This window comes from Erysipelothrix sp. HDW6B, from assembly GCF_011301115.1.
In the GTDB taxonomy this organism is placed as follows: Bacteria; Bacillota_I; Bacilli_A; order Erysipelotrichales; family Erysipelotrichaceae; genus Erysipelothrix; species Erysipelothrix anatis.
In genome coordinates this window covers 954294-978492 of sequence record NZ_CP049860.1, presented here as the reverse complement: position 1 = coordinate 978492, position 24199 = coordinate 954294, and the positions used below count along the sequence as shown (strand labels likewise).

The 24199-nt window shown below is 38.5% G+C and carries 27 protein-coding genes; 3 read left to right on the top strand and 24 right to left on the bottom strand.

The window, feature by feature from the left end; translation table 11 throughout:
* Nucleotides 1-5: 5 nt before the first annotated feature.
* The 6 genes from G7061_RS04920 to G7061_RS04895 form a co-directional block, all read right to left on the bottom strand.
* Entirely contained in the window at nucleotides 6-482 is a 477-nt protein-coding gene (locus G7061_RS04920) for an ASCH domain-containing protein (protein WP_159647482.1), read from the bottom strand.
* Nucleotides 483-560: 78 nt separating this feature from the next.
* Nucleotides 561-1937, bottom strand: a complete 1377-nt coding sequence (gene dcuC / locus G7061_RS04915) for a C4-dicarboxylate transporter DcuC (RefSeq protein WP_166119429.1) — start codon at nucleotides 1935-1937, stop codon at nucleotides 561-563.
* A gap of 10 nt (nucleotides 1938-1947) precedes the next feature.
* A complete protein-coding gene (gene rihC / locus G7061_RS04910; RefSeq protein ID WP_166119424.1) occupies nucleotides 1948-2874 on the bottom strand; it encodes a ribonucleoside hydrolase RihC in 927 nt (308 codons plus the stop codon).
* Between the two features lie 4 nt (nucleotides 2875-2878).
* Entirely contained in the window at nucleotides 2879-3805 is a 927-nt protein-coding gene (locus tag G7061_RS04905; protein ID WP_166119421.1) for a ribokinase, read from the bottom strand.
* The gene (locus tag G7061_RS04900; protein ID WP_159638206.1) at nucleotides 3792-4214 is read right to left on the bottom strand and encodes a GNAT family N-acetyltransferase; all 423 of its coding nucleotides are present in this window, start codon (nucleotides 4212-4214) and stop codon (nucleotides 3792-3794) included. The genes G7061_RS04905 and G7061_RS04900 overlap by 14 nt, the downstream gene beginning before the upstream one ends.
* A gap of 91 nt (nucleotides 4215-4305) precedes the next feature.
* Nucleotides 4306-5292, bottom strand: coding sequence for a LacI family DNA-binding transcriptional regulator (locus G7061_RS04895; RefSeq protein WP_159638178.1), 987 nt, complete (start codon nucleotides 5290-5292; stop codon nucleotides 4306-4308).
* A gap of 87 nt (nucleotides 5293-5379) precedes the next feature.
* Here G7061_RS04895 and G7061_RS04890 point away from each other — a divergent pair, with 87 nt between their 5' ends.
* Nucleotides 5380-6231 carry an NAD(P)-dependent oxidoreductase gene (locus tag G7061_RS04890; RefSeq protein ID WP_159647478.1) on the top strand — a complete coding sequence of 284 codons (852 nt, stop codon included), beginning with the start codon at nucleotides 5380-5382 and terminating at the stop codon, nucleotides 6229-6231.
* A 70-nt stretch (nucleotides 6232-6301) separates the two neighbouring features.
* Here the strand turns inward: G7061_RS04890 and hemW are convergent, their stop codons facing one another.
* Genes hemW through fmt form a run of 5 tightly spaced genes read right to left on the bottom strand, consistent with a single transcriptional unit; the run spans nucleotide 6302 to nucleotide 10885 of the window.
* Nucleotides 6302-7402, bottom strand: coding sequence for a radical SAM family heme chaperone HemW (gene hemW, locus G7061_RS04885; protein ID WP_159647110.1), 1101 nt, complete (start codon nucleotides 7400-7402; stop codon nucleotides 6302-6304).
* Nucleotides 7392-7652 carry a MazG nucleotide pyrophosphohydrolase domain-containing protein gene (locus G7061_RS04880; RefSeq protein WP_236261719.1) on the bottom strand — a complete coding sequence of 87 codons (261 nt, stop codon included), beginning with the start codon at nucleotides 7650-7652 and terminating at the stop codon, nucleotides 7392-7394. The genes hemW and G7061_RS04880 overlap by 11 nt, the downstream gene beginning before the upstream one ends.
* Nucleotides 7645-9447 carry a translation elongation factor 4 gene (lepA, locus tag G7061_RS04875; RefSeq protein ID WP_159640085.1) on the bottom strand — a complete coding sequence of 601 codons (1803 nt, stop codon included), beginning with the start codon at nucleotides 9445-9447 and terminating at the stop codon, nucleotides 7645-7647. Before lepA ends, G7061_RS04880 begins: the two co-directional genes overlap by 8 nt.
* Complete coding sequence (locus tag G7061_RS04870; protein ID WP_159640081.1) at nucleotides 9444-9962, bottom strand: ECF transporter S component; 519 nt, start codon at nucleotides 9960-9962, stop codon at nucleotides 9444-9446. Before G7061_RS04870 ends, lepA begins: the two co-directional genes overlap by 4 nt.
* Complete coding sequence (fmt, locus tag G7061_RS04865) at nucleotides 9959-10885, bottom strand: methionyl-tRNA formyltransferase (protein WP_166119417.1); 927 nt, start codon at nucleotides 10883-10885, stop codon at nucleotides 9959-9961. Before fmt ends, G7061_RS04870 begins: the two co-directional genes overlap by 4 nt.
* Before the next feature lie 124 nt (nucleotides 10886-11009).
* Between fmt and rpsT the strand changes: the two genes are divergently transcribed.
* Nucleotides 11010-11270 carry a 30S ribosomal protein S20 gene (gene rpsT / locus G7061_RS04860; RefSeq protein WP_159638164.1) on the top strand — a complete coding sequence of 87 codons (261 nt, stop codon included), beginning with the start codon at nucleotides 11010-11012 and terminating at the stop codon, nucleotides 11268-11270.
* A 41-nt stretch (nucleotides 11271-11311) separates the two neighbouring features.
* On the opposite strand, the gene holA is transcribed toward rpsT, so the two are convergent.
* From holA to cysK, 12 genes are all read right to left on the bottom strand, one after another.
* Nucleotides 11312-12250, bottom strand: coding sequence for a DNA polymerase III subunit delta (gene holA, locus G7061_RS04855; RefSeq protein WP_166119411.1), 939 nt, complete (start codon nucleotides 12248-12250; stop codon nucleotides 11312-11314).
* Nucleotides 12244-13974, bottom strand: coding sequence for a ComEC/Rec2 family competence protein (locus G7061_RS04850; protein ID WP_166119406.1), 1731 nt, complete (start codon nucleotides 13972-13974; stop codon nucleotides 12244-12246). The genes holA and G7061_RS04850 overlap by 7 nt, the downstream gene beginning before the upstream one ends.
* A 53-nt stretch (nucleotides 13975-14027) precedes the next feature.
* Nucleotides 14028-14501 carry a ComEA family DNA-binding protein gene (locus tag G7061_RS04845; protein WP_166119399.1) on the bottom strand — a complete coding sequence of 158 codons (474 nt, stop codon included), beginning with the start codon at nucleotides 14499-14501 and terminating at the stop codon, nucleotides 14028-14030.
* Between the two features lie 45 nt (nucleotides 14502-14546).
* A complete protein-coding gene (gene greA / locus G7061_RS04840) occupies nucleotides 14547-15017 on the bottom strand; it encodes a transcription elongation factor GreA (protein WP_159638156.1) in 471 nt (156 codons plus the stop codon).
* A gap of 22 nt (nucleotides 15018-15039) precedes the next feature.
* Nucleotides 15040-15669: a uridine kinase gene (gene udk / locus G7061_RS04835; protein ID WP_159638154.1), complete on the bottom strand. Its 630-nt coding sequence runs from the start codon at nucleotides 15667-15669 to the stop codon at nucleotides 15040-15042.
* Between the two features lie 8 nt (nucleotides 15670-15677).
* Nucleotides 15678-16805 carry an endolytic transglycosylase MltG gene (mltG, locus tag G7061_RS04830; protein WP_240914428.1) on the bottom strand — a complete coding sequence of 376 codons (1128 nt, stop codon included), beginning with the start codon at nucleotides 16803-16805 and terminating at the stop codon, nucleotides 15678-15680.
* Nucleotides 16729-17067, bottom strand: coding sequence for a DUF1292 domain-containing protein (locus G7061_RS04825; RefSeq protein WP_159640066.1), 339 nt, complete (start codon nucleotides 17065-17067; stop codon nucleotides 16729-16731). The genes mltG and G7061_RS04825 overlap by 77 nt, the downstream gene beginning before the upstream one ends.
* A gap of 1 nt (nucleotide 17068) precedes the next feature.
* Entirely contained in the window at nucleotides 17069-17503 is a 435-nt protein-coding gene (gene ruvX, locus G7061_RS04820; RefSeq protein ID WP_159638148.1) for a Holliday junction resolvase RuvX, read from the bottom strand.
* The gene (locus G7061_RS04815; RefSeq protein WP_159638146.1) at nucleotides 17503-17763 is read right to left on the bottom strand and encodes an IreB family regulatory phosphoprotein; all 261 of its coding nucleotides are present in this window, start codon (nucleotides 17761-17763) and stop codon (nucleotides 17503-17505) included. Before G7061_RS04815 ends, ruvX begins: the two co-directional genes overlap by 1 nt.
* Nucleotides 17764-17809: 46 nt before the next feature.
* Complete coding sequence (alaS, locus tag G7061_RS04810) at nucleotides 17810-20428, bottom strand: alanine--tRNA ligase (protein WP_166119394.1); 2619 nt, start codon at nucleotides 20426-20428, stop codon at nucleotides 17810-17812.
* A 260-nt stretch (nucleotides 20429-20688) separates the two neighbouring features.
* Nucleotides 20689-21309: a TrkA C-terminal domain-containing protein gene (locus G7061_RS04805; RefSeq protein ID WP_159640060.1), complete on the bottom strand. Its 621-nt coding sequence runs from the start codon at nucleotides 21307-21309 to the stop codon at nucleotides 20689-20691.
* Nucleotides 21310-21363: 54 nt separating this feature from the next.
* Nucleotides 21364-22293 (bottom strand): cysteine synthase A, encoded by a 930-nt coding sequence (gene cysK / locus G7061_RS04800; RefSeq protein ID WP_166119391.1) that lies wholly within the window; start codon nucleotides 22291-22293, stop codon nucleotides 21364-21366.
* Nucleotides 22294-22429: 136 nt separating this feature from the next.
* Between cysK and G7061_RS04795 the strand changes: the two genes are divergently transcribed.
* Complete coding sequence (locus tag G7061_RS04795; protein WP_159638138.1) at nucleotides 22430-22855, top strand: Rrf2 family transcriptional regulator; 426 nt, start codon at nucleotides 22430-22432, stop codon at nucleotides 22853-22855.
* A 1-nt stretch (nucleotide 22856) separates the two neighbouring features.
* On the opposite strand, the gene G7061_RS04790 is transcribed toward G7061_RS04795, so the two are convergent.
* Nucleotides 22857-24179 carry a hemolysin family protein gene (locus G7061_RS04790; RefSeq protein WP_159640054.1) on the bottom strand — a complete coding sequence of 441 codons (1323 nt, stop codon included), beginning with the start codon at nucleotides 24177-24179 and terminating at the stop codon, nucleotides 22857-22859.
* Between the last annotated feature and the right edge of the window lie 20 nt (nucleotides 24180-24199).

The window sequence follows — 24199 nt, the reverse complement described above, 5'->3', positions numbered from 1 at the left end:
ACCGTTTAGGTCTCTTGCGGATGCCAAACCACTTCAAATTCTTCGCAGACAACATCAATTTGGTCAATTTCAATAGCAAGCCCTCGTGCTTCAAATGTTCGCTGCCAATATTGATGGTGAATCTTTCGCCAACTATCCAAGCTGCGATCCGCCTCACCTTCTTTATAGGCATGTTCAGGCGTAACATCTAAAAATGGAACGACATATACTTTTGTAACCCGTATAACCGCAACTGGTTGTCCTTGACCATCAAGAATGATATCTAAAGCATGATCCGATACTTGGGGCAATGCTTCATGATCCAACACATACTCAATGTACGCACTCGCAGTTGCTGTTTTAATACCCTTTACTGTCAACGATGCTAAATCATCCGCAAGTGAAGCACTATCCCCAAATGCCCACGCATCATGAAGTTGCACATTCTCTAATTTTGTTTCTTTGAGAAAATTATCCCAAAAAGCGTCTATCGTTTGTTTCATAATTAATCCCCTTTCTCCCATTATACGCCAATTCAATAAAAAAAACTCCAAGGATGACGTCTTGGAGTTTTGGAATTCTTATAGGAAGATAATCATTGATAAAACGAACATAAAGACAACACCAACGATCATTGGGACTGATGTACGTTTTACAATTTCAAATGGATCTTGTTTGACCGTTCCAGCTACAATAACGATAACGGCTGAAACTGGTGAGACTGCACGAAGTAAGTTTCCAGCAAGTCCCATTGGAACTGTAACTGCATATGGACTGATTCCTGCTGCAACAGCCAGTGGGACCATCAATGGAACCATAGCGTAGAACAATGCAGTTCCACTACCACTTAACAAGACGATAAGCGCTGTAAAGGCTACGAGAATTAATGGTAAGACAAATCCAGAAGCTGTCGTTGTTGACATGATTGTTTGAAGTTCTGTAATAAGTCCTATTGCTTTTAATCCATCAACAAATGTTGATGCAGCAACAAGTAAGACGACAATTCCCATTGCATTTCCCATACCTGAGAAGAATGACTCGGTTGTTTTAAGAACTTCTTGACCGTTACGATGACGGACAATTTCACAGAATACAGCAATCATGAAACTCATGATTGTAACAACTTCAACTGATAGATTTAAGGAAGCACCTGCCATTGCATTATATCCAAAGACACCCAATAAGATTACAATTGGAAGTAAAGGAAGTAATGTGTAGACTGTTTTGTAAAGTGCGCCACCTGTAATTTCTTTCACATCTTCAAGTTCTAAATCCATATCTGCAGATTCTGTAACTTTTTTGTCACAGTATTTTTGCCATAATGCATGTACTAAAGCCATTACAAGAATCGTTGGTACAGAAATGATTGCATGATAGTTAAAGACATACTCAGCAACTGGCATACCCAATTCAGCTGCAATAGCGACGTTATCTGCACCTAAAGGTGTTGGCATAACAGTTGCGGTTGTTGCAATTACTGCAGCGGCAGTGAGTGTTGACATTCCAGAACGTCGAAGTACTGGATAAAGTGTAGCGAGCAATATAATTGCTAAGTTTGATGCACTTGGAATAACAAGTGATAGTAAGTTACCTAACAAGAAAACTACTGGTACGAGTACATATGGTGACTTAACAATTGATAATGGTTTTGTTAGCGTATTAACCGTTACTTCATTCGCACCAATTTTACTCATGTAGGCTGTATAGCCACCTAATAGTAAAATTACGAGTCCAGCACCAGAAAGTTGTTTCTTGAACTGATCAATAATCGATAAAATCGGATCAACCATTACGTTTACAGGTTCTTTAATAATTGCATTACCATTTAAGATTGCAATTACCATTAAGATAATTCCAACAGCAAATAGTGTAATTTTAATATCCATTTTCTTGAGAAGCATATATACAACAGCAACAACTGCTAATGCTCCTACAATAAACATTAATGTAGTATTCATAGTCTTTCTCCTATTGTTCTATGTTACATTTACGAATTGCATCCATAAACCATGTTTTGAATGCATCAGCATCTACATCTGACGTTACAGTTGCATTTGCTTCTTTTCCTAGATAACCACGAAGGTCGACAAGTGTCGCACCCGCTGTCATTTCCCCTACTGTCTCAATTGCAACATGCGTTGTGACAGTTTCAAATAATTCTGGTTTTAATAGGTATGCTACTGCACATGCATCATACATTTTTAAACCTGTTCCAAATGATCCACCACGGTACTGTTTAAACAAACTGTAGAACATGTGACCAATTGGGTTCATATCTTTGATGACTTCAGAATCTTCAGGATAAACAAGTGCTTTTAAACCAACATCTAATCCGACCATAGTTAATTTGATGCCACTTTCAAATACAATTTTAGCGGCTTCAGGGTCAACTGCGATATTGAATTCTGAATAAACTCCAAAGTTACCACGTCCCATAGAACCACCCATTAATACAATTTCATCAATGCGATCAATGACCTGTGGGTATTCACGAATTAGCATTGCAATATTTGTAAGTGGACCAATTGGGAGTAATACGGTCTTGTCGTTGGCCATCAATGTTTCATACATTGCTTCTACTGCCGATTTATCTAAAACAAGATCGTGTTGTGGTTCTGGGAAGTCATATCCATCCATTCCGCTTGCGCCATGAACACCACTAGCATCACGCGGTTCGCGAAGTAATGGACGTCCTGCACCAATCGCAACGGGGATTGGTTTTTTATAAAAACATAAAAGCTTCAATAAGTTGTTCGTTGTTTTTTCAATTGAAACATTACCAGCAACTGTTGTAATTAATGATACATCCAACGTCTCATCAAACAAGGCAATCGCAATTGCAACTGCATCATCAATCCCAGGATCAGTATCAATTATAACTTTACGTTTATTCATAGCACTATTCCTCCTCTTGCGCTTTCATAAATGCTTCTAGATCACTTAAACGAGGCATTGAAGCTTGTGCTCCAACCTTCGTACAAGCAAGCGCTCCTGCAGCACTCGCGAGTTTTAGCGTCCTTTCAATTTCAATGTTTTGTGTCAAACCATAGAGCATCGTACCGATGAACGCATCGCCCGCTCCTGTCGTATCTACGACTTCAACTTTGAACGGTGCAGCTTCGACCGTTTTTTGTTGATCACAATAGACACTTCCTTCTGAACCCATTGTGACGACAACTGCATGGACCCCTTTTTCAAAGAAGATTGCCGCTGCTTGCTCCACATCACGAACATTGTTTGGGAAAATCCCCGCCAATATTTCTGTTTCAGTTTGGTTCAAAACTAAATAATCAATATTTTGATAAATTGCATCAGCGACTGCGACTGCTGGTGCAGGATTAACAATGGTCGTCATGCCTTGTTTTTTTGAAATTTCCAAGCCATACGCCACATGTTCCAACGGAACTTCAAACTGCGCTAAGAAGTAATCGTCCGTGCCACCCTTTACATATTTATCAATTTGCGATGATGTCACGACTTCATTCGCACCAGCATCAAGAATAATTCGGTTATCATTATCAACACGGATAATAACTGCAGTTCCTGTTGGTACTTCATCATTCACATGAATTCCCGCAACGTGGACACCATATCGATTCATTTCAGAAATAGCATGATTTCCAAAACTATCATTACCCACATTACCAATTAGATGTGTCGATGTTCCCAAGCGGGATACACCAACTGCTTGATTCCCACCTTTTCCACCAAGTGTTTGTACGAAACCATGGCCGTTCATTGTTTCGCCTTGATGTGGTAGACGATCTGCGGAGATCATTAAGTCTGTGTTGATACTGCCTAACACAAATACTTTACTTTTGCTCATAATACATCACCATTCCACTTCCTAAACCATCATTGGGTCGTTCAATAAACCCAAACTTCTTGTAAAAGCTTTCCATCCCTCGGGTTGACATTAAACCGATATAAGCATTATCACAGGCAACTGTACTGATATACTTGAGTGCATAATCCACAAGTATCTTACCAACACCATTGCGTTGATAATCCTTTCGGACAATGACATCTTTGAGGAAAAAGACAATACGACTGTCACCAATGACACGTGCACAACCGATTGCTTCGTCATATTCATCGTAGACAACAACATCATACAAATCATGTGCTAAAGCAGTTTCAATATCTTTAACATCGTAATCCATAAAATTTGCATCTGTATGTAATGCTTGATAAATCTGGGGTGTTAAACTGTTGTCAACAATTTTATATTTCATGATAAAGCGCTTTACCTTTCTTACGCCACCATAATACATCGAAATGTAAACGCTGTCAAATGATTTCATAAAAAAAGAACCTGAGGTTCTTTTAGACTTTGTGCAAATACGGCTTGAGAACTACGTTCGGAAGCTTTTTTTTATTTTTTATTCCTTCAAATAAAATGCTTACAGCATGCGATCCCAACGCCTCTACATCTTGAGCGACGGATGCAATCACATAACCAAACATATTCGAGAGTTCAAGATTATCATAGCCAACAACTTCGATATCACGATCTTGTTGTTTCAAGAGCTCTGAAACGAGCGCATACGCCATAATATCATTGGATGCAAAAACTGCTGTTATCATCTCGTTAGCAATTATTTGAGGAACGTGAACTTGGGCACTTTTATATCGAAAGTCCCCTTCAAAAATCATCGCTTCATCAACGTGAAGATTTGCATCCGCCATTGCCGCAGTATAGCCTTCTAAGCGGCGTTTTCCAACAAATGTATCCAATTTACCTGTAATACACGCAATCCCAGTATGACCCTTTTCGATAAGATATTGTGTCGCAATGTAACTTCCGTAATAACTATCAAAGAGAACTTGATTCTCATCAACATTTTGATAGCCACGGTCCAATAATACATAGGGCACATCAATCTTCTGAATAACTTTCTCATAGAAAGCTTGTGAGGCATTACTCTCATTGGATACACATAGAATTAACCCATCAACCTGCCGATCCAAAAGTTCCTTAATGAGCCGTTTATCAGCTTCTAACGATTCATCACTATTCGCAATTAGAACCATGTAACCTTCTTTTGATAACGTATTTGTAATGACTTTGGCTACGGTCGCAAAGAATGGGTTCTCTATATCTGGAACAATCAAACCAATGGTGTGGGTGGTCTGTGTTGATAAAGAACGTGCAAGGTGGTTTGCACGGTAATGGTGCAACTCTGCAAGTGCTTCAATTTCATCGCGTTTTGCTTGCGAGATTCGTGATGGTCTACCGTTTAAAACAAGTGATACCGTCGTTTCCGATACACCTGCCATTTGCGCTAAATCTTTCAATCTCACTTTTTTCATAGGTACCCCTTTCAATGTCTTTATCTTTATTCTATGTTGTAATGGTACCATAAATCAATGCTATAATATTAACAGGAGGTAATTGTTATGAAAATTGCTTGGATTGGAACAGGTGTTATGGGTGCGCCGATGGCGAAACACCTTGCGAAAGCAGGACACGATGTTCATGTTTACAATAGAACTTTTGAAAAGGCTAAACGTTTAGAACCCGAAGTGACAGCACACGAAACGATTGAGGCAGTAGTTCGCGATGCTGATGTTATTTTTTCAATCGTTGGATATCCAACCGATGTCGACGCTGTGATACACGAAGTGATGAATCATGCGAACCCACAATCAATTCTTGTCGATATGACCACATCATCCCCTTCACTCGCACAAGCATTGTATGAAGAAGGTGCGACACGAGGATTTAAAGTTGTGGATGCTCCGGTAACAGGTGGAGATTTAGGTGCAATCAATGCGACCCTCTCGATTATGGTTGGTGCGGACCAAGACGTCTTTGATACGATTAAACCATTACTCGATATCATGGGTAAAACAATTACATATATGGGTCCTGCCGGTAGTGGTCAACACGCTAAACTTGCTAACCAAGTTGCGATTGCAGGTGCTATTGGCGGTGCCGCTGAGTCATTACGCTATGCAGAAATGAAAGGGTTGAATCTTGATGCAATGCTACAAGTTATCACCGGTGGATCTGCAAACTCGTGGCAAGGGGCAAACAATGGTCCGAAAATGATTGTTAAAGATTTCGAGCCTGGCTTTTATGTTAAACACTTTTTGAAAGACCTTAAGCTTGTGATGTCTGAGAAAGGTGATTTACGACTCCCTATTACCGAAGGAATTACAGAAATCTATGAAATTCTTTCTCGAAATGGGTATGATAATTTTGGAACACAAGCAATCATTGATTACTATCTTAAAGATTTAAAATAGTTCCTAAACATTAAAAAAGTAGATATGTCTTAGACATGTCTACTTTTTTTTATTTAGAAATGAACTGAGGTTAGTCGTTAAGAATATCCATGAATGGCAACAGCACATCGTCAAGCATGATGAATCCATTATCTGTGGTAACAATTCGGTCAGCTTCAACAGTGAGTAGTGATTCTGACACTCCTTGAGCTATCGCCTCTTTAAAGATATCAAACATCGAGATACCAAAACGCGATTCAAATCGAGCGAAGGTAACGCCATCGCGCATTCGTAATCCCATCATCATAAACTCAAAATACTCATCTTCACGTGAAAGCGAAATTTCCTCTTTATATGCATCTTTTTGCAGATATTCAGCAAGACGAACTGACCACGTACGACGGTAACCGTCAACTTTCATACTTGAACCCGGGCCGAGTGCATAGAAATCCTCGTAACGCCAATAGACTTGATTGTGGCGGCTACGAGCACCCGGCTTCGCAAAGTTAGAAATTTCATACTGTTCAAAGCCTGCCTCTTTCATGATTTCCATACATAGAAGAAACATTTCTGTTTCGAGTTCGATAGGCACCTGTTTGACGCCGCGACGCCCAAATAGTGAATTTGGTTCAACTGTTAACGCGTAGATTGACACATGATCGGGATTCAAGGCAATGACATCCATCATCGATTCCTTAAAACTTTCAATTGTTTGTCCTGGTAGTCCATACATCAAATCCAATGAAACATTTTGAATTCCAACTTGACGTAACAACTTGAGGCCTTTTTCGACATCATAAAATTTGTGGTGTCGGCCAATCGCTTCTAGCAATGTATCATTTGTGGTCTGAACACCTAAACTCATCCTGTTAACACCGTAGTCATACAACATCTGCACATTTTCAAGAGTTAAGTTCTCTGGATTTCCTTCAAAAGTCCACTCATAGTTTTCAGCTAGATGCGGTTTCAGCGCTTGAAGCAATGCTTCAAGCTGATCGTTCTCTAACGATGTCGGGGTACCCCCGCCAACATAGATTGTTTCTAAGTTATTGGGTAGCGCATTAATTTGTTGAATTAAACGAATCATAAAATTATCGGAAATTTTACGACCATACTTAAAGCGCGTAAAATCACAGTATCCGCATATATGATCACAGAACGGAATATGTACATACAATGCTTTAATACTCACGTTGCATCACCTCTTTGATTTTTTCATTAATTATTGTTTCGACATCAAGTTGCTTATCAATGCAAATCGATAATGCGTACATGAGGACATCCGCAAGTTCTTTTTCAAATGCCGCTTCGGATTCTTGAAGACTGTCTTTGAGTTCTTGCCCTTCTTCAAGTATGCAATCGACCATAAACGGAATCGTATCGGTCTGATCCCATCCAAAGTGCTCGCGCATTTTTTGAATGTCTTTGAGAACTTTATTCATCATCCATTGAGAGAACAGACATAAAGGCTTCTTGTGGAATTTCAACACTACCGACTTGCTTCATGCGTTTCTTACCTTCTTTTTGTTTTTCAAGAAGTTTCTTCTTACGAGTGATGTCCCCACCATAACATTTAGCAATAACGTTCTTACGAACAGCTTTTATGGTTGAGCGTGCAATAATTTTTTGATTGATTGCCGCTTGAATAGGCACTTCAAATTGTTGTCTTGGGATAAGTTGTTTCAGTTTTTCTGTAATAACCTTACCGCGGTTATGGGCAAAATCACGGTGAACAATTGTGGATAAAGCATCCACAATTTCGCCATTAAGTAAGATATCCATTTTTACAAGTTTTGATTCTTGATATCCAATGAATACATAATCGAACGATGCATATCCTCGGGTTGAAGATTTTAGGCGATCAAAGAAATCAAAAACAATTTCAACAAGCGGCATATGATAGATAATATTCATACGTGTCGCATCTAGTGCTTGCATATCGACATAAATTCCACGTTTATTTTGGCATAATTCCATAACTGAACCAACATATTCCGATGGCACAATAATTTCTGCTTTCACATATGGTTCCTCAACACGTTCAATCACGTTTGAGATTGGCATTTTGGACGGGTTTTCGATTTTCATCATATCCCCATTTGTTAAGTAGACATGGAATTCTACTGATGGCGCGGTAGCAATTAAATCAAATTGATATTCGCGTTCTAAACGCTCTTGAATTACATCCATATGCAATAGACCAAGGAAACCACATCGGAAACCAAATCCTAACGCTTGAGATGTCTCCGGTTCAAAAACCAACGATGAATCGTTAAGAGCCATTTTTTCAAGTGCTTCACGCATATCTGTGTAACGTTTACTATCGATTGGATACAAACCACAATAAACCATTGGGTTTAACTTACGGTATCCTGGTAGTGCTTCAGCAGCTGGATTCTCGTCAAGTGTTATCGTATCACCAACTTGAACGTCCTTAATCGATTTGATTGATGCTCCAATCCATCCTACTTCCCCAGTTACAAGTTCTTTTTTCTTCACTTCTTTTGGTGTTCTAATTCCTAATTCGGTCACTTCAAAGACGGCACCTGTTTGCATAAAACGAATTTCATCACCTACTTTAACGCTGCCTTCTTCGATTCGAACATACGCAATAACTCCACGGTATGTATCATAAATTGAATCAAATACTAAAGCTTTGAGCGGTGCATTGATGTCACCACGTGGTGCTGGAATTTTGGAAACAATTGCTTCCAATACTTGGTCAATGTTTAAACCTGTCTTCGCTGAAATTAATGGAGCATCACTTGCATCAATACCTAAGACATCTTCAATTTCTTTTTTTACACGATCTGGGTCTGCAGAAGGTAGATCGACTTTATTGATAACGACCATAATTTCCAAATCATTTTCAATTGCAAGATATGCATTCGCTAGTGTTTGAGCTTGAATACCTTGTGTTGCATCAACTACAAGAATTGCACCCTCACACGCAGCAAGTGATCGCGAAACTTCATATGTAAAGTCGACGTGACCAGGCGTATCAATCAGGTGGAAAATGTACTCTTCCCCATCATTCGCAGTATAGCTCAGTTGAACTGAGTTTAATTTAATCGTTATTCCACGCTCACGCTCTAAATCGAGTTGGTCAAGCAATTGTTCTTGCATGTCGCGTGTCGCAACAGTTTGTGTTTTCTCTAAAATACGGTCCGCCAGAGTTGATTTCCCATGGTCGATATGCGCAATAATTGAGAAGTTTCTTATGTTTTTTTGATTCATGAATCGAGACTCCTTATATGCCCAATTAGTTTACTAAACTTTGGATATAGAACCGTCGCCAAGCCTGCTGAAATCAGCCCTTGAGGAATGTTCATTGTTAGTGAAGCTATGCCTGCTTCGAGGCTTTGATAAATAACTGCATCCACAATTCCATATGATAAAGCCATCGCTAGACCCGCGGCAAAAAAAGGAACTGCGTATTTCTTTGTGGTTAGGAATCGTTTTAGTAGTAAAATAATCACCACTTCAAACGCTTTAATGAATAATGTGAACAATGCATATTGTGGATATCCTAAAAAGATATCAGCAATTGCAGATCCAACTCCAGCAGCAAATAAGGCACCACGAACTGGAAGCAAAATAACTGACAACATAATCATTGCATCACCCAGGTTCATATATCCGTATAGTGGGACTGGGATTTTAACAATCATCGTAGTTGTTGTAATCACTGCTGTCGTAAGCGCAATTAGTGTTAAGAGTTGGGTTCTTTTGATTTCATATTTTTCGTTCATTCAAATGTTCTACCTTTCCATGTACGGCCAATGCCGTTCGCAAAATCCTTTGCTGAAATTGCAGGTTTCCCTGCCGGTTGAATTTTATGAATAACGACACTTCCATCAATGCAGGCAATACGAACACCACCATCACTTACCTCAAGAATCGTTCCTGGGTCAGCATTCGGTGTGTTGTATTCAACACTAACTTCGTGAAATTTTACAGTGTTTCCTTCAAATACCCCATAACCAACAGGCCACGGAATTAGCCCGCGGATATGGTTATAAACATCTTGTACCGGTCTGTTAAAACTGACGAACTCATCATCACGTTGAATCGTGTACGCTAAGGTAACACGGTCTGTATCTTGAGGGATAAACTTAAGCTCGCCATCAAGATAACGCTTCAAGTCGATGTGAATTAAATCTTTCGATACTTCCATCAGTTTTGCCTCAACATGACCCATTGTATCATCTGCCCCAATTGGAACAGCCCGTGATGTTAACATATCACCACTATCCATTCCAACATCCATAAGCATAAGTGTTACACCAGTCTCTTCTTCCCCTCGAATAATCGACCAATGTATCGGCGCACCACCTCGGTATTTAGGCAGTAATGACGCATGCACATTCAGACATTTATATTTTGGATAATCCAGAATAACCTTTGGTACAATTTGACCATAAGCACAGGTTATGATTAAATCTGGTTCATAATCTAAAACAGCTTGAAAATCACTTCGTATACGTTCAGGTTGTAAAACATCAATGTTATTTGCGATTGCTAATTCTTTGATTGGTGAAGCTTTGAGCTCACGTTTTCGTCCGAATGGGCGATCGGGTTGTGTCACAACAGCGACAACATCATAGTTGTCATCAAGTAGTTGTTGAAGCACTACACATGAAAAAGGGGTCGTCCCCATAAATATTACTCGCATTTTATCACATCCTAGGGCTATTATAGCATGCTTTACGGCTAAGTTAAAAGTTATATCTTTCAATGGATTATCACTTTCTATGTTTCAAAAAATGTTATGATTAATCCACATAGGAGGTGTGTTTATGCCACAAATTGAAAGTCAAAAGAAACGAGTGTTGACGACACGTAAAGCTACAGCAGCTAACAAACGTCAAAAGTCGTCATTACGTACTACAATGTCAAATCTTCGTCTTGCTGTTGAAGAGGGTCGTAAAGACGATGCGGTTGCATATTTCAACCGTGCAAACGAATTACTTGATAAATCAATTACAAGTAATATCCATCATCCAAACTACGTAAGTCGTCAAAAGTCGACACTTGCTAAACTCATTAATACTATCTAATTTATAGTATCTATAAAAAACAAAAGCCGTGTATCGGCTTTTTATTTTTTTATTTGCAAGAGAAAAAGTTCAAATGCGATGTATTGGTCAATCTTTCCTAACTTAACGTTTTGGTCTATTTCCGCAAGCATATTAAGTAACATTAAAACACTTCGTGAATCGCGTATTTGATTTCTAATTAGGAAGGCTGCTTGTTTCGAAGATATTTCTAAAATCTCACTAATCGTGTTTGCCATTAAATGTGCTTCATAGAGTGCGCTAACTTGATAAATGCGTCGAAGACTGAATGCTATGAGACCAATGAGCGATAGTGGATCCATTTTTAATTCGAGGAAATCTTGATATAGCGCAAACGCTTCCGAAACATTACGATCTAAGATTGCATTGGATAATTTAAACATCTCGCTCTCAAAAGGGCGAGACACTAAAACATTAACGTCTTCTTTTGTGATGGGGCGCCCCAACACGCTAAGCTTATTTAGCTCTGATTCAAGCTGAACGAGGTCATTCTCAATTCGTTGTACCAACAATTGGATTGCCGCTTCTTGAATTTGAATATTTTGAGCTTTAATGGCATCTCGGATACGTTGATTGATAAGTCCAACATCGACAGTGTCAAGAACATGGTTCTGCGCATGCTTATCTAAGAATTTCTTTATTTTTGTTTTAGCAAGTGGTTTTTTATCAAAAATTATGACAATTCTGACTTCTAGTGAGGATCGTTCCAAAAGCTGTATGAGCTCTGCTTCCGGAGCTTTTTTCTGCTCTTTATCACGATGTGAAAAAACAACAAGTTTGTTACCGCCAAAGAGCGAGAACGTCATTACTGCTTCTTCGAGCTGATCGATGTGAAACTCTTTTGAAGCCATATCAATTTTAACAAGATCAAAATCACCGTGCTGCCCACGATGTTCATTTTCAATACGTTTTATGTGTTCCTGAATTTGAAATCGGTCAGTACCGTAGATTACATCTAACATTTTATCACCGGTTCTATTATATCAAATGTATGTTTCTTTGTAAGTACTACATGAAAAATAGAATTGATATAGATTGTTATATCCCCATGTGTTTCTGTATGCAAGTAAGGGATACGTCGATTATGTAGCTTTCTTAACACTTGCTGATGCGGATGCCCATATGTTGATTTCTTCGAACTAATTACTACGTATTTCGGTCGTGTTGCATCTAGTAATATATCCGATGTTGAGGTTTTTGAGCCGTGATGACCCAATTTTAATACACTCAAGCAGCCAACCAGATGATTTTTAGCAATAATCTCTTCTTGTGATTGATAGGCATCACCCGTAATTAAGACGTTGTACGGCAAAACCAAAATTCGAGAATTTTCGTTACCTTCCGGAAATGATTGTTTATCTAAGATAGTATCTGCTAAAACCACTGGTTCTGTTTTGTGTGTTATTGCTTTAAGATGGAACCTCTGCTCTATGAATTCCTGATTCCCATTGTGATCATTATCCGGATGCGTGATGACAAGTTGATTAACCTTAACGACACCCTGACGCGTTAATGCTTTAAGCAATTTATATTTAGCCGACGCTTTTCCAGTATCAATTAGCGTCGTGTAACTGTTAAAGGGGTACTGGACTAAAGTGGCATCCCCTTGCCCGACATCAATAAACGTAACGCGATAAAATGGATTGTAAACAATGAAAATAGAAACAAGAAGCAACGTATAACAGAATTGTTTATGACTCATTTGTCGATATAAAAGTATCAAGCCAATAGCAAGCATTCCATGCAACTCACCAACAATAGCAAAACGATTTGTAAACGCACTATTCAAGTTTGATTCAATTGCATTCATGAGTGAAAGAGCAATATTCTCGATTCCCGGACATAAAAGTGCAAGAATGGCAAAAGCATAAACGAGGCCATAGATATAACGAATCCACCGAAAGCATAAGTGTTCAATTATATTGTTGCGATAAAATAGAGCCTGATAGAACATGAAGCGCACAAGCGTCGGCGAAAGTCGTTCCCAATGTCTTCCAAACCCATGTATAAGCTCTACTCCATAACACATTATAAATGTCGGGGTTAACAGACTATTTGGAAACAATGTTAAGATCAAAATAATTTGAGCGTGTATTGGTAAGAATGACTTCAGTACAAGTCGCGCTGTGGATAAACGAAAACCAAAAGCTAAAACAATTACACAGCTCAAAACTTGATTCATCAGCAATGCTCGATATGTTCCAATCCACCTTCGAAAAAAAGTGTAAACAAGTAGTAGAAAACCTGATATGTGTACCGAGACCAATACGCGCCAATCGTGCACATCACTGCCGATACCATAGAGGACATGTTGCAAAATAGAAGAATGCTTAACACGATTCCATATCCACGACCGTATACCCATAGAAGTTTCAGTTTTAATCAATTTCGCATTACTAACACTATAAACAACACGCTCAGAAGTTATGGGTATTGTTTCAAAATTACCATCAACTTGAACTGTGTCCCCAATACTGACATCGTAAGACCCGTTTACTCGATAACCTTGGTAGTTGTCATAGATAATTATTGAATGTGGCTGGATGCGTTCAACATGGCCAACAACATATGTAGTAACGGGTAGGCGATTTCGAGATAAGCAGAAAACTAAAATAATCGCTATAAAAAACAATGTTCGATAAGAATAGCATCGATACATCGGCATCACCATAAGGATAGATAACATTACTTGTAGTGTTACTTCACCCTCAAAGACACATAATATAACGAGCGAGTATGTTACAATCCGATAAAAGGAAGAAGTTTCTCGAATTTCTTAGCCCCCATTCCCTTTACCGATTTTAACGATTCGAGCGTTTGAAAAAATCCAAACTGAGTACGATAGTCAATGATGTCTAAAGCCATTTTAGGGCCGACGCCTGGTAATGACTCTAAGTCTTTTGCATCCCCATGATTAATTGAAATTAAAGCTTGTTGCTGTTTCACTGGTATAGAAATGACATCTCGATGACTCAGAATTCTTTCCGGATTAATCTTTTGGAGGTCAACATCGTTGCCTAGTTCTACCTTAGTAAGTAATTCGCGCATCGTCGCATATGGTTCCATTTTAATAGGAAAAGCATTTTCGTTATAAATCACAGTTACCTGTATCTCTTCATGACTTACTGATTGCATTCGCTTTATATCTAAAATATTCCAAACACCTGTCCCAACGACTGCACCTAAAACTATAAAAAAAAGAATACGTTGCATACTATCACCTATTTCTAAGTGCGTATGTAATGCAACATATCCTAATTATTTAATTTTTAAAATTTTAACTTGGTAAGGTTCTTCAACATTGACTTCAACGATATCACCTTCTACTGCTTCAAGCATTGCTTGAGCAAGTGGTGAAACGTTGGAGATTTTACCATTTTCTGGATCGGCTTCAACAGATCCAACGATATTAAATGTCTCTTCTTCGTCAATACCCATATCCAAAATTGTTACTGTGGCACCAAGGCTCACCGTTTTGTGTTTTTTCTTACTTGATGTATCAATAATTTCAACTTTTGAAATTGTTGCTTCAAGCTCGCGTACGCGCGCTTCAACGCGTGCCTGACGGTCACGTGCTGCATCATAGTCAGCATTTTCGGACAAGTCACCTTGTGCACGTGCTGCTTTTAAGTCTTCAATTACTTCTGGTCGTTCTACTTCAATTAAATGACGAAGTTCGCGATTCAGCTCATCAAGACCTTCCTGAGTTACTGGAATTCTTTCTGTCATATTATCACTCCTTGTTTTTGAATTATAACACACTACTATTTATGATACTACTTATTTTGGTTGTTAACAAATCAATAGCCACAGTATTATGAGCTCCCTCTGGGATAATAATATCTGCATGGCGTTTTGATGGCTCAACAAATTGATCATGCATTACACGAACTGTACTTACATACTGCTCAATGACGTGATCCATTTCACGGCCACGTTGATTTACGTCACGCTTCAGACGTCTAATGAAACGAACATCTGCTTCTGTATCAACAAACACTTTGATGTCTAGCATTTCACGCAGGCTATCATTGTCTAATGTCATAAGACCTTCAACAACAATAACGTCGCTTGGCATTAAGTCCTCATAAAATTGACTGCGGGTATGATTCATAAAATCATACACAGGTTTTTTAATTGCTTCTCTATTTTTTAATTTTTGAATATCACTAACAAGCAATTCCATATCAAATGCGAACGGATGATCATAATTAGTATTCAAACGTTGTTCCATAGGAACATCAGTTTGATCATTATAATAATCGTCCATACGGATGATTGCGACGCTATTAGTTTCTTTGTAACATTCTTTTAATTTCTTTGCGATACTAGACTTTCCAGAAGCACTTCCTCCGGCAATTCCGATGACAATTGGGTCCATATTTCCTCCTAATATCCAAGTAGTTCCTTACGAACGACTTCATGTTCTTCATATGTTTTTTGGTAATGTACTTTTCCATCTCCATGAACATCTGCGATAAAGAAGATATAATCATGCTCAGCATAATCTAATGTTGCTTCAATTGCTTTGATTGATGGATTTAGAATTGGTCCAGGTGGCAATCCTTGATTCAAGTATGTGTTGTAAGGTGAGTCTGGTTGTTCTGATTCACAATCTTCCCAATTTTTAAAATCGTAAAGCGCATAACATACGGTAACACTTGATTCTAATTTAATATCTTGTTTCAAACGGTTCATGAAGACACCCGCGACCATTCGCATATCTTCTTCAGTACTTGCTTCGTATTCAACAATCGATGCAAGTGTTGTGAGTTGATATGGTGTGAGTCCAGTTTTCTCGATGCGGTCTTTATATTTTTGATATTGAAGATCTGCATTTGCGACGAGTAATTCTGTTATTTCTTTTTCACTCGCTTCGATATTAAATGTATATGTATTTGGATACAAATATCCTTCTAATAGAACACGCGCATCTTTATTGTTCAATAATTCTACAGGTAGTACGTCATAGTATTCCATTAATCGTGCAATGTATTCTTTATCATTCCATAGTTCAAGTAATTTTTCTTGAGACGCTGTAGTATGTTGCGAAATTTTCTTTGCCATATCTTTCGCCCAACTACCTTCAACGAGCATAATGTTTACTTCGTCTGGTGCAGCATTGGTTTCGTCGCTTAGGTATTCGAGAATTTCTTTAGTACTCCATGCTTTATCAAGTTCAAAGTTTCCTTGGAATGTATCGCCATAACCGGACACTTTCGCTTGAATATTCGCAAAGAATGATGATTTGATGATTCCTTGCTCCTCTAAATTACTGAGAACTTCTTTTTGAAATTCTCCTTCTTTTATTTGGAATAATACTGGATCAGTGGATGATGCCACAGGTTTGGTATTTATGTTGTAGAGAACAGCAAACATAACACCAGCCGCTACAAGTAAACTTACAACGGCTGCTATTACTTTAATTGCTGTTTTTGACCTAGTGTTCATGACTGTGATCATGGTCATGGTCATGATCGTGATGATGATCGTGGTCGTGATCGTGATCGTGATCATGATCGTGTCCTTCTTCATGCTTAATGATAAATGCGTTGAATACTTCTTCGATCATTTCCCATTCTTTTTCATCAGTAATGCTTTCTAATTCACCCTCTGGTGTATAACTAGATACGAATACTTCACCTGACTCATCTTCAGGATTGATGTAAAGGACGTATGATTTGTTGAATGTATCATCTTCAAATGTGAAAAGGATATCCATTGCTTGTTCGGTACCGTCATCATTGATGACGATGATTGTTTTTTCATCTGTATTCATTTTATTTTCCCTCCAGGAATCGTTGTCTATCGAGGTACGATTGCAGAATTTGAACTGCAGCCAACTGATCGACTACTTGTTTTCTTTTTTTACGTGACATGTCTTGGTCAATAAGGACGCGGTTTGCCGCAACACTCGTGAGACGTTCATCCACAAGCGTAACCTTAACATTAAACCAAGTTTCTAATGTGTTTTTAAAATCTTCTGATAATTGCGCGCGGTCTCCAACATCATTGTTCATCATTTTGGGATAACCTAGGGCAATATTTTTTATGCGTTCTTTTGTAATTAGTTCTTCTAGCGGAGCCTTAAGTTCGTCTATAGACTCTTTATAATAGAGTGTTGCAACTGGGTGCGCATACATTCCTAACGCATCCGACATTGCAACCCCACATGTTTTAGAACCGAAATCTAATCCTAATGCTTTTCCGAGCATTACTTCTCCTCGAGATAGAAACGCACTAGTTCTTCAATGATTTCATAACGTTCAACTTCTTGAATCGTATTTCGTGCGTTTTTGTGTGAAGAAATATAAGCGGGATCATTTGAGATTAAATAACCAGATATCTGACTGACAGCTTGATAGCCGCGGTCGTCAAGAGCCTCTTTTACTTCCTTAACAATTTCTTTAATTCTTGCTTGACGAACTACTTCAGAATTATAAGCCATTGTTTCTGCTACATTATCTTTAGACATTTGTATCACATCCTTTGTTTCTATTTTATCGTATCACTGTGAAAAATTAAAGGATAATCCCTACTTTATTGTAGATTTCGCCTTTCGCATCACTGAGTTTGCTTAAATCTTTACCACCCGCTTGTGCGAAGTTTGGACGACCGCCACCGTTTCCGCCAGTTGTGACAGCTGCAAGTTTTGCTAAATCACCAGCCTTAAACCCTGCTTTAATTGCATTTTCGCTTGATCCAGCAACAAATACGAGTGATGATTCTTTCTTGTTTACTGCAACAACAATATCAACACTGTTTCGAACGCGTTCGACCATATCTTTTACGAAGTCAACATCTTGATCATCTAATTCAATCCACGAGAAGGATAGTCCGGCTTCGTTGCTTAGTGCATTCGCAATGTGATTTTGTGCTTGAACTGCAATAATTTCTGAAATCATCGCTGCGTATTTTCCTTCAAGGTCTTTCATTTCATCAACCATTTCATCGATTCTCATTTTTAATGTTTTTTGCGGTGTAAGGTGCAAGGTATCGCGTAAATCAGCGACTTCATGTTCATAAGCTTGATATGCTTCCAAGGCACCTTTACTTGTTTTACCTGTTATACGACGAACTCCTGAGCCCACACTTTCTTCAGAAATGAGTTTGAATAAACCGATTTCTCCGGTTCCTGTTGCATGAGTTCCTCCACATAGTTCTATTGAAACATCGCCCATTGAAACAACACGAACAACATCACCGTAGTTTTCTGAGAAAAGTGCCATCGCTCCCATTGCCTTAGCTTCATCGAGTGGTTTTTCTTCCGTAATGATTGGGAGGGATGCAGCAATCCATGCATTGAGTTGATCTTCAATTTGTTTATGCTGCGCATCTGTAAGTTTGTCAAAATGTGTAAAATCAAAACGGAAGTATTGATCATCGACATAAGATCCCGCTTGTGTAACGTGGTCTCCAACAATCTCACGCAACGCAGCTTGCAACAAGTGAACTGCAGAGTGGTTCTTACGAATTAAAATGCGACGTTCTCGGTCTACCTTTAAAGTTAGAATCTGCCCAACTTCAAGTGTTCCTTCAATATTCACAAAATGAAGGTTTTGCCCTCCGTTAGCACGTTTAACATCCAATACATGACCGTGAACAGTATCTGAAGCAAGCACTCCAGTGTCAGCAACTTGGCCACCACTTTCAGCGTAAAACACTGTCTTATCAAAGATAACATGACCTTTCCCTTCGAAAGATGTCACTTGTTTTCCATCAACAAACAATCCGATCACTTTAGCCTGCGTTTCAAGAGCGTCATACAAGAATTCACTTGGTTCTTTGAAATTCATGATATCTTCTTGTTGAGATCCCATTGATTCAGATTTTGTTCGACTTGAGCGTGCGAGTTCACGTTGTGCTTCTAGACTCACTTTAAATCCTTCTAAATCAACTTCAATGTGGTGTTCCTGAGCAATTTCTTGTGTTAATTCAATTGGAAATCCATAGGTATCGTAGAGTTTAAAAGCAACAGTACCTGGTAATTTGTCATCTTCGAGATGTTCAATTGTATCCAATAATAATTTTTCACCACCACTTAATGTTTTTGCAAAACGTTTTTCTTCATTAAGAATCAATTCTTTAATCATCTCTTGACGATCTGTTAGATATGGATATGCCGGTTTCATGGTATCTACTACAACATCAACCAATTCACTTAAGAATAAACCTTCAATATTGAGAACCTTACCGAAACGAACTGCACGACGTAAAAGACGTCGAAGAACATATCCGCGTCCTTCATTTGAGAACAGTGCGCCATCAGCAAGTGTAAAGACTAATGAACGAATATGATCCGCAACGACGCGATATGCCATCACATTCTCTTCGTATTTTATATCTGTCAAATTCGAAATTGCTAATAATAATGGTTGGAAAAGATCTGTTTCAAAGTTAGTATCTGTTTCTTGAACAATACTTACAAGTCGTTCAAACCCCATTCCAGTATCAATGTTTTTCTGTGGTAATTCTTTGAACGTCTCAATGGGTTGACCTTCTACAGCATCAAATTGAGAGAACACAACATTCCATACCTCGACATAACGATCATTTTCTAAATCTTCGAAAAAGAGTCTTTCACCGATGTTTTCGGGATCATATTTTTCACCACGATCATAGAAAATTTCACTATTCGGACCACTTGGACCATTTCCAATCATCCAATAGTTATCATCGGTACGTAAGATTCGGGCAGGATCTACACCGTGATCATTTACCCAATAGTTGAATGCATCATCGTCAAGTGTATGTACACTAAAGTATGCTTTATTAACATCGAGTCCTAACCATTGGTCAGAAAATAAGAATTCGTATGCATATGCAATTGCTTCTTTTTTGAAATAATCTCCAATAGAAAAATTACCCATCATTTCAAAGAATGTATGGTGACGAGCAGTACGACCTACATTATCAATATCATTTGTACGTAGGGACTTTTGAATATTTGTAATACGCGGATTTTGTGGTTTTACAGAACCGTCAAAGTAGCGCTTTAAAGCTGCAACACCTGAGTTAATCCATAGCAATGTATCATCATTAATTGGAACAAGGGGAGCCCCTGGTTCAATCATATGGTTCTTTGATTCAAAGAATTCCAAGAACATTGTCCGTATTTGTTGACTTGTTAGTTGTTTCATTGTTTCTTCCTCCTGAATATAAAAAAAACATCCCCAACAGGAACGTTTTCACGCGGTACCATCCTGATTTATACTAGCCGTATACACCTCAATGTTTTTAACGCAAACACTACGGGGTACACGACCCATCTGTCAAAGGAGCACTTTTATTTATTCCACAAGATGTTTCACCAACCCATCTCTCTCTTAAGAAGAATTTAATATAAGTATATCTTTGGTACGATTTTCTCTTTGATTTTATCACAAAAAAAAGGCTATGCCTAGCCTTGTACCAACATTTCAACCTTAATCACATCTTGAATATGTCCGACAACCACAAGAACATCTTGTGCTTCAAAAACTGCGTCAGGACCTGGTGACAACATCATCTCTCCCTGTCGGCTAATTGCAATGATTGTCATATTCGTAATTTGGTAAAATGACGAACTGCGAATACTCTTACCAACTAGCTTGGACGATGGATCAATGTTGTACTCAAATCGTCTTAGGGGATCTGACGATGCAAAACGACTGGAGATATCCATTATTTCTTGAATCACATTGTTGATTTCTACATCAAGTTCATGACGTTTATCCATTAGAGACGTCAGTTTATGTTTTAAGGCCGTCGCATCATTTACCGATGCATTCCCATCTAAGTAGGCAAGAGCCTGAACCTTTGTACCAACAATGACACCGTAATTTGGTGCGACTTCGACGACATTTTCTTCCTCAAGTAGATTGATTGCTCTACGAATTGTTTCGGGAGACACTGCATATTCACTCGATAGTACCGAACGTCCAGATATACGTTGCCCTTCTTCAAAATCATTACGCGCGATCCGGGCAGCAATATCCATTGCAATTTGTTGATAGCGTGGTTGTTTCTTCATATCTTTCATTCGGTCACCTCTTCTTTTACTAATATATCAAAAAAGAACTGTTAATAACAGTTCTTACTCTGCAAACATTGGTGTTGAAAGGTAGCGCTCACCCGTATCAGGTAAAACAACTACAATTGTCTTTCCTTTGTTTTCGGGTAGTATGGCCAGTTTCATTGCAGCACTAACCGCCGCTCCTGAAGATACCCCAACGAGAAGTCCTTCTTCGCGTGCTAATCGGCGTCCCATTGCAATTGCTTCATCATCAGTAACTTTGGATATTGAATCATAGATTTTTGTATCTAGAATTCCAGGTACAAATCCAGCACCGATTCCTTGAATTTTATGAGGTGATGGACTCTCGCCACTTAATACCGCTGAACTTGCAGGTTCTACTGCAACAACTTGGATATCAGCATTCTTTTCTTTAAGGAATTTTCCAGTTCCGGTAATCGTACCACCAGTTCCAATTCCAGCAACAAGAATGTCAACAGTGCCGTCGGTATCATTAAAGATTTCTGGTCCAGTTGTTTTATAATGCATTTCTGCATTGGAGTAGTTTTCAAATTGTGAAGGGATAAATGCATTATCATACGACCCCTTGAGCTCTTCAGCCTTCGCAATCGCACCTTTCATCCCAAGTGGACCTTCAGTTAATACGACTTCTGCACCGTACGCCTTTAAAAGATTACGGCGTTCAACACTCATCGTTTCAGGCATCGTAAGGATTACTTTCATTCCAAGAGATGCCCCGATTGATGCGAGTCCAATACCTGTGTTTCCACTTGTTGGTTCGATAATAACGGTGTCTTTATCGATAGCACCCTCTTCAAATGCTTTTGTAAGCATCCCTAACGCGGCGCGATCTTTCACACTTCCGCTCGGATTGAAGTATTCAACTTTAGCGTAGACATCAGCAACTGCACCTTCTGTTTTAGAAATATTTTCTAGTGCAATCAGTGGTGTATTTCCAATTAATTCACGTATGTTTTTATAGATTTTCATTTTAAACCCACCTTTTCGATATGTTAACTATGTTTTAAGTATACCATACCGTTTATCGGTTCGTAAACTGAAATGGTTAGAATGATTGACATTAATTTTCAAAACGAATAACATAGTGAATAAGGATGTGATAAAAATGAAATTATCCGCACGTACACGTTATGGCATTGCAGCCTTAACTTATATGCATATCAACGACCAAGAACTTACCACTCTAGTAAATATTGCAAAACACCTCAATATTTCTAAGATTTATCTTGAACAAGTCTTTTCGAGTTTGAAACAAGCCAACCTTGTAGACGCTGTGAAAGGTCCCGCAGGTGGTTACTATTTAAAATCTAATAATTGTAATATGTTGAATATCTTACTTGCTTTGGAACCTTCACTTTTTGAAAAAACGCCACCATCAACAGATGATGATGTTATCAATCGCGTGTTATGCACACATTTGTATACACCTTTGGATCAATCAATTCGTGAACGCCTCGAAGCGATTCGATTAAAAGACATCGCCGAAATCATAAAATCTGAGTCCGGCGATGCCATAATGTATTATATTTAGATTAATCTTGCAAGTCGTCTTCGACTTGCTTTTCTTTTGTCACGCGGACTTTTGCGATAACCTTCTCATCGAGTTCGATAATAGAGAATCGATAGCCGCCAAAGACAGTATCAGACTCATCATTGATTACGTCTTCCATTGTTGGAATCCGTCCAAGTTCACTTACAAGGAACCCACTAAGTGTATCGTAGTCATCAATCGGTAAACCAATATCCAATACATCTTCAAGTTCTTCAAGATCAACAAGACCTTCGACAAGGTATTCCCCTTCATGCACTTCGACAATTTCGTTACCTTCCTCGTCATCATACTCATCCATGATATTTCCCATGATTTCCTCAATAAGGTCTTCCATGGTTACAATTCCAGCCGTTCCACCGTATTCATCGATAACAATGGCCATATGCATTTTGACATTTTGAAGTTCTCTAAAGAGTTCATCAATTCGTTTTGAATCAGGAACATAGTAAGGTTCGCGAATTAATTCTTTAATATCAAACGGTTTTCCGTTTGCTTCTTTAACGTATCGAAGTAAATCACGCAAATGGATAATCCCAATGATTTTATCAATGCTATCGTCGTAGATTGGATAACGCGTAAAACGTTCTTCATCCACAAGATTCATAATTTCTTCAAAAGTACTTGTTGCATCGATACCAACTATATCTGTACGGTGCGTCATAATATCTGACACTTCTTGGTTGTCAAATTCAAAGATGTTATTGATCATTTCTTTTTCATTGAGATCAATTTCTCCTGCGTCAACCATGATTCGGATTTCTTCTTCCGTTACTTCTTCTTCCGCAGCATGTGGATCAATTCCAACTAAACGTAAAATTAGGTTGGTCGACATTGACAAGAACTTAACGATTGGTTTCGTAATTTTTGAAAGTATCGAAATTGGGTAAACTACAAAAAATGCAAATCCTTGCGGATTGGTCATCGCAATTCGTTTTGGAACAAGTTCTCCAAATACAAGCATCAGATATGATGTCAATAATGTAACTGCAATCATAGCCCCTGGTTTAACAACGGCTGGTGTTAAGTTCGCATTCGCTGTAATCCAATCTGTTAAGACTTGCGCAAATGCTTCAGACGCAAATGCCCCAGATAAAATACTTGCAAGTGAAACACCAATTTGGATGGTTGATAAGAATTGGTTTGGGTTTTCTTTTAAAGCTAAAACCGTAGCCGCCTTCTTATTTCCTTCCTCTTTCATTTGTTTAAGTTTGTTATTGTTAATCGATACGAACGCAAGTTCGCTTCCTGCAAAGAACGCATTAAGCATTACCAATACAAGTAACATTACTATTTGTAAACCCATATTATGCCTCCTCCTTTATA

Excerpts from the sequence above, each read along its gene's own strand:
- G7061_RS04920 (WP_159647482.1), bottom strand. The coding sequence starts at position 482 with ATGAAACAAACGATAGACGCTTTTTGGGATAATTTTCTCAAAGAAACA.
- dcuC (WP_166119429.1), bottom strand. The coding sequence starts at position 1,937 with ATGAATACTACATTAATGTTTATTGTAGGAGCATTAGCAGTTGTTGCT.
- rihC (WP_166119424.1), bottom strand. The coding sequence starts at position 2,874 with ATGAATAAACGTAAAGTTATAATTGATACTGATCCTGGGATTGATGAT.
- G7061_RS04905 (WP_166119421.1), bottom strand. The coding sequence starts at position 3,805 with ATGAGCAAAAGTAAAGTATTTGTGTTAGGCAGTATCAACACAGACTTA.
- G7061_RS04900 (WP_159638206.1), bottom strand. The coding sequence starts at position 4,214 with ATGAAATATAAAATTGTTGACAACAGTTTAACACCCCAGATTTATCAA.
- G7061_RS04895 (WP_159638178.1), bottom strand. The coding sequence starts at position 5,292 with ATGAAAAAAGTGAGATTGAAAGATTTAGCGCAAATGGCAGGTGTATCG.
- G7061_RS04890 (WP_159647478.1), top strand. The coding sequence starts at position 5,380 with ATGAAAATTGCTTGGATTGGAACAGGTGTTATGGGTGCGCCGATGGCG.
- G7061_RS04880 (WP_236261719.1), bottom strand. The coding sequence starts at position 7,652 with ATGAATAAAGTTCTCAAAGACATTCAAAAAATGCGCGAGCACTTTGGA.
- lepA (WP_159640085.1), bottom strand. The coding sequence starts at position 9,447 with ATGAATCAAAAAAACATAAGAAACTTCTCAATTATTGCGCATATCGAC.
- G7061_RS04870 (WP_159640081.1), bottom strand. The coding sequence starts at position 9,962 with ATGAACGAAAAATATGAAATCAAAAGAACCCAACTCTTAACACTAATT.
- fmt (WP_166119417.1), bottom strand. The coding sequence starts at position 10,885 with ATGCGAGTAATATTTATGGGGACGACCCCTTTTTCATGTGTAGTGCTT.
- rpsT (WP_159638164.1), top strand. The coding sequence starts at position 11,010 with ATGCCACAAATTGAAAGTCAAAAGAAACGAGTGTTGACGACACGTAAA.
- holA (WP_166119411.1), bottom strand. The coding sequence starts at position 12,250 with ATGTTAGATGTAATCTACGGTACTGACCGATTTCAAATTCAGGAACAC.
- G7061_RS04850 (WP_166119406.1), bottom strand. The coding sequence starts at position 13,974 with ATGTTATCTATCCTTATGGTGATGCCGATGTATCGATGCTATTCTTAT.
- G7061_RS04845 (WP_166119399.1), bottom strand. The coding sequence starts at position 14,501 with ATGCAACGTATTCTTTTTTTTATAGTTTTAGGTGCAGTCGTTGGGACA.
- greA (WP_159638156.1), bottom strand. The coding sequence starts at position 15,017 with ATGACAGAAAGAATTCCAGTAACTCAGGAAGGTCTTGATGAGCTGAAT.
- udk (WP_159638154.1), bottom strand. The coding sequence starts at position 15,669 with ATGGACCCAATTGTCATCGGAATTGCCGGAGGAAGTGCTTCTGGAAAG.
- mltG (WP_240914428.1), bottom strand. The coding sequence starts at position 16,805 with ATGATCACGATCACGATCACGACCACGATCATCATCACGATCATGACC.
- G7061_RS04825 (WP_159640066.1), bottom strand. The coding sequence starts at position 17,067 with ATGAATACAGATGAAAAAACAATCATCGTCATCAATGATGACGGTACC.
- ruvX (WP_159638148.1), bottom strand. The coding sequence starts at position 17,503 with ATGCTCGGAAAAGCATTAGGATTAGATTTCGGTTCTAAAACATGTGGG.
- G7061_RS04815 (WP_159638146.1), bottom strand. The coding sequence starts at position 17,763 with ATGTCTAAAGATAATGTAGCAGAAACAATGGCTTATAATTCTGAAGTA.
- alaS (WP_166119394.1), bottom strand. The coding sequence starts at position 20,428 with ATGAAACAACTAACAAGTCAACAAATACGGACAATGTTCTTGGAATTC.
- G7061_RS04805 (WP_159640060.1), bottom strand. The coding sequence starts at position 21,309 with ATGAAAGATATGAAGAAACAACCACGCTATCAACAAATTGCAATGGAT.
- cysK (WP_166119391.1), bottom strand. The coding sequence starts at position 22,293 with ATGAAAATCTATAAAAACATACGTGAATTAATTGGAAATACACCACTG.
- G7061_RS04795 (WP_159638138.1), top strand. The coding sequence starts at position 22,430 with ATGAAATTATCCGCACGTACACGTTATGGCATTGCAGCCTTAACTTAT.
- G7061_RS04790 (WP_159640054.1), bottom strand. The coding sequence starts at position 24,179 with ATGGGTTTACAAATAGTAATGTTACTTGTATTGGTAATGCTTAATGCG.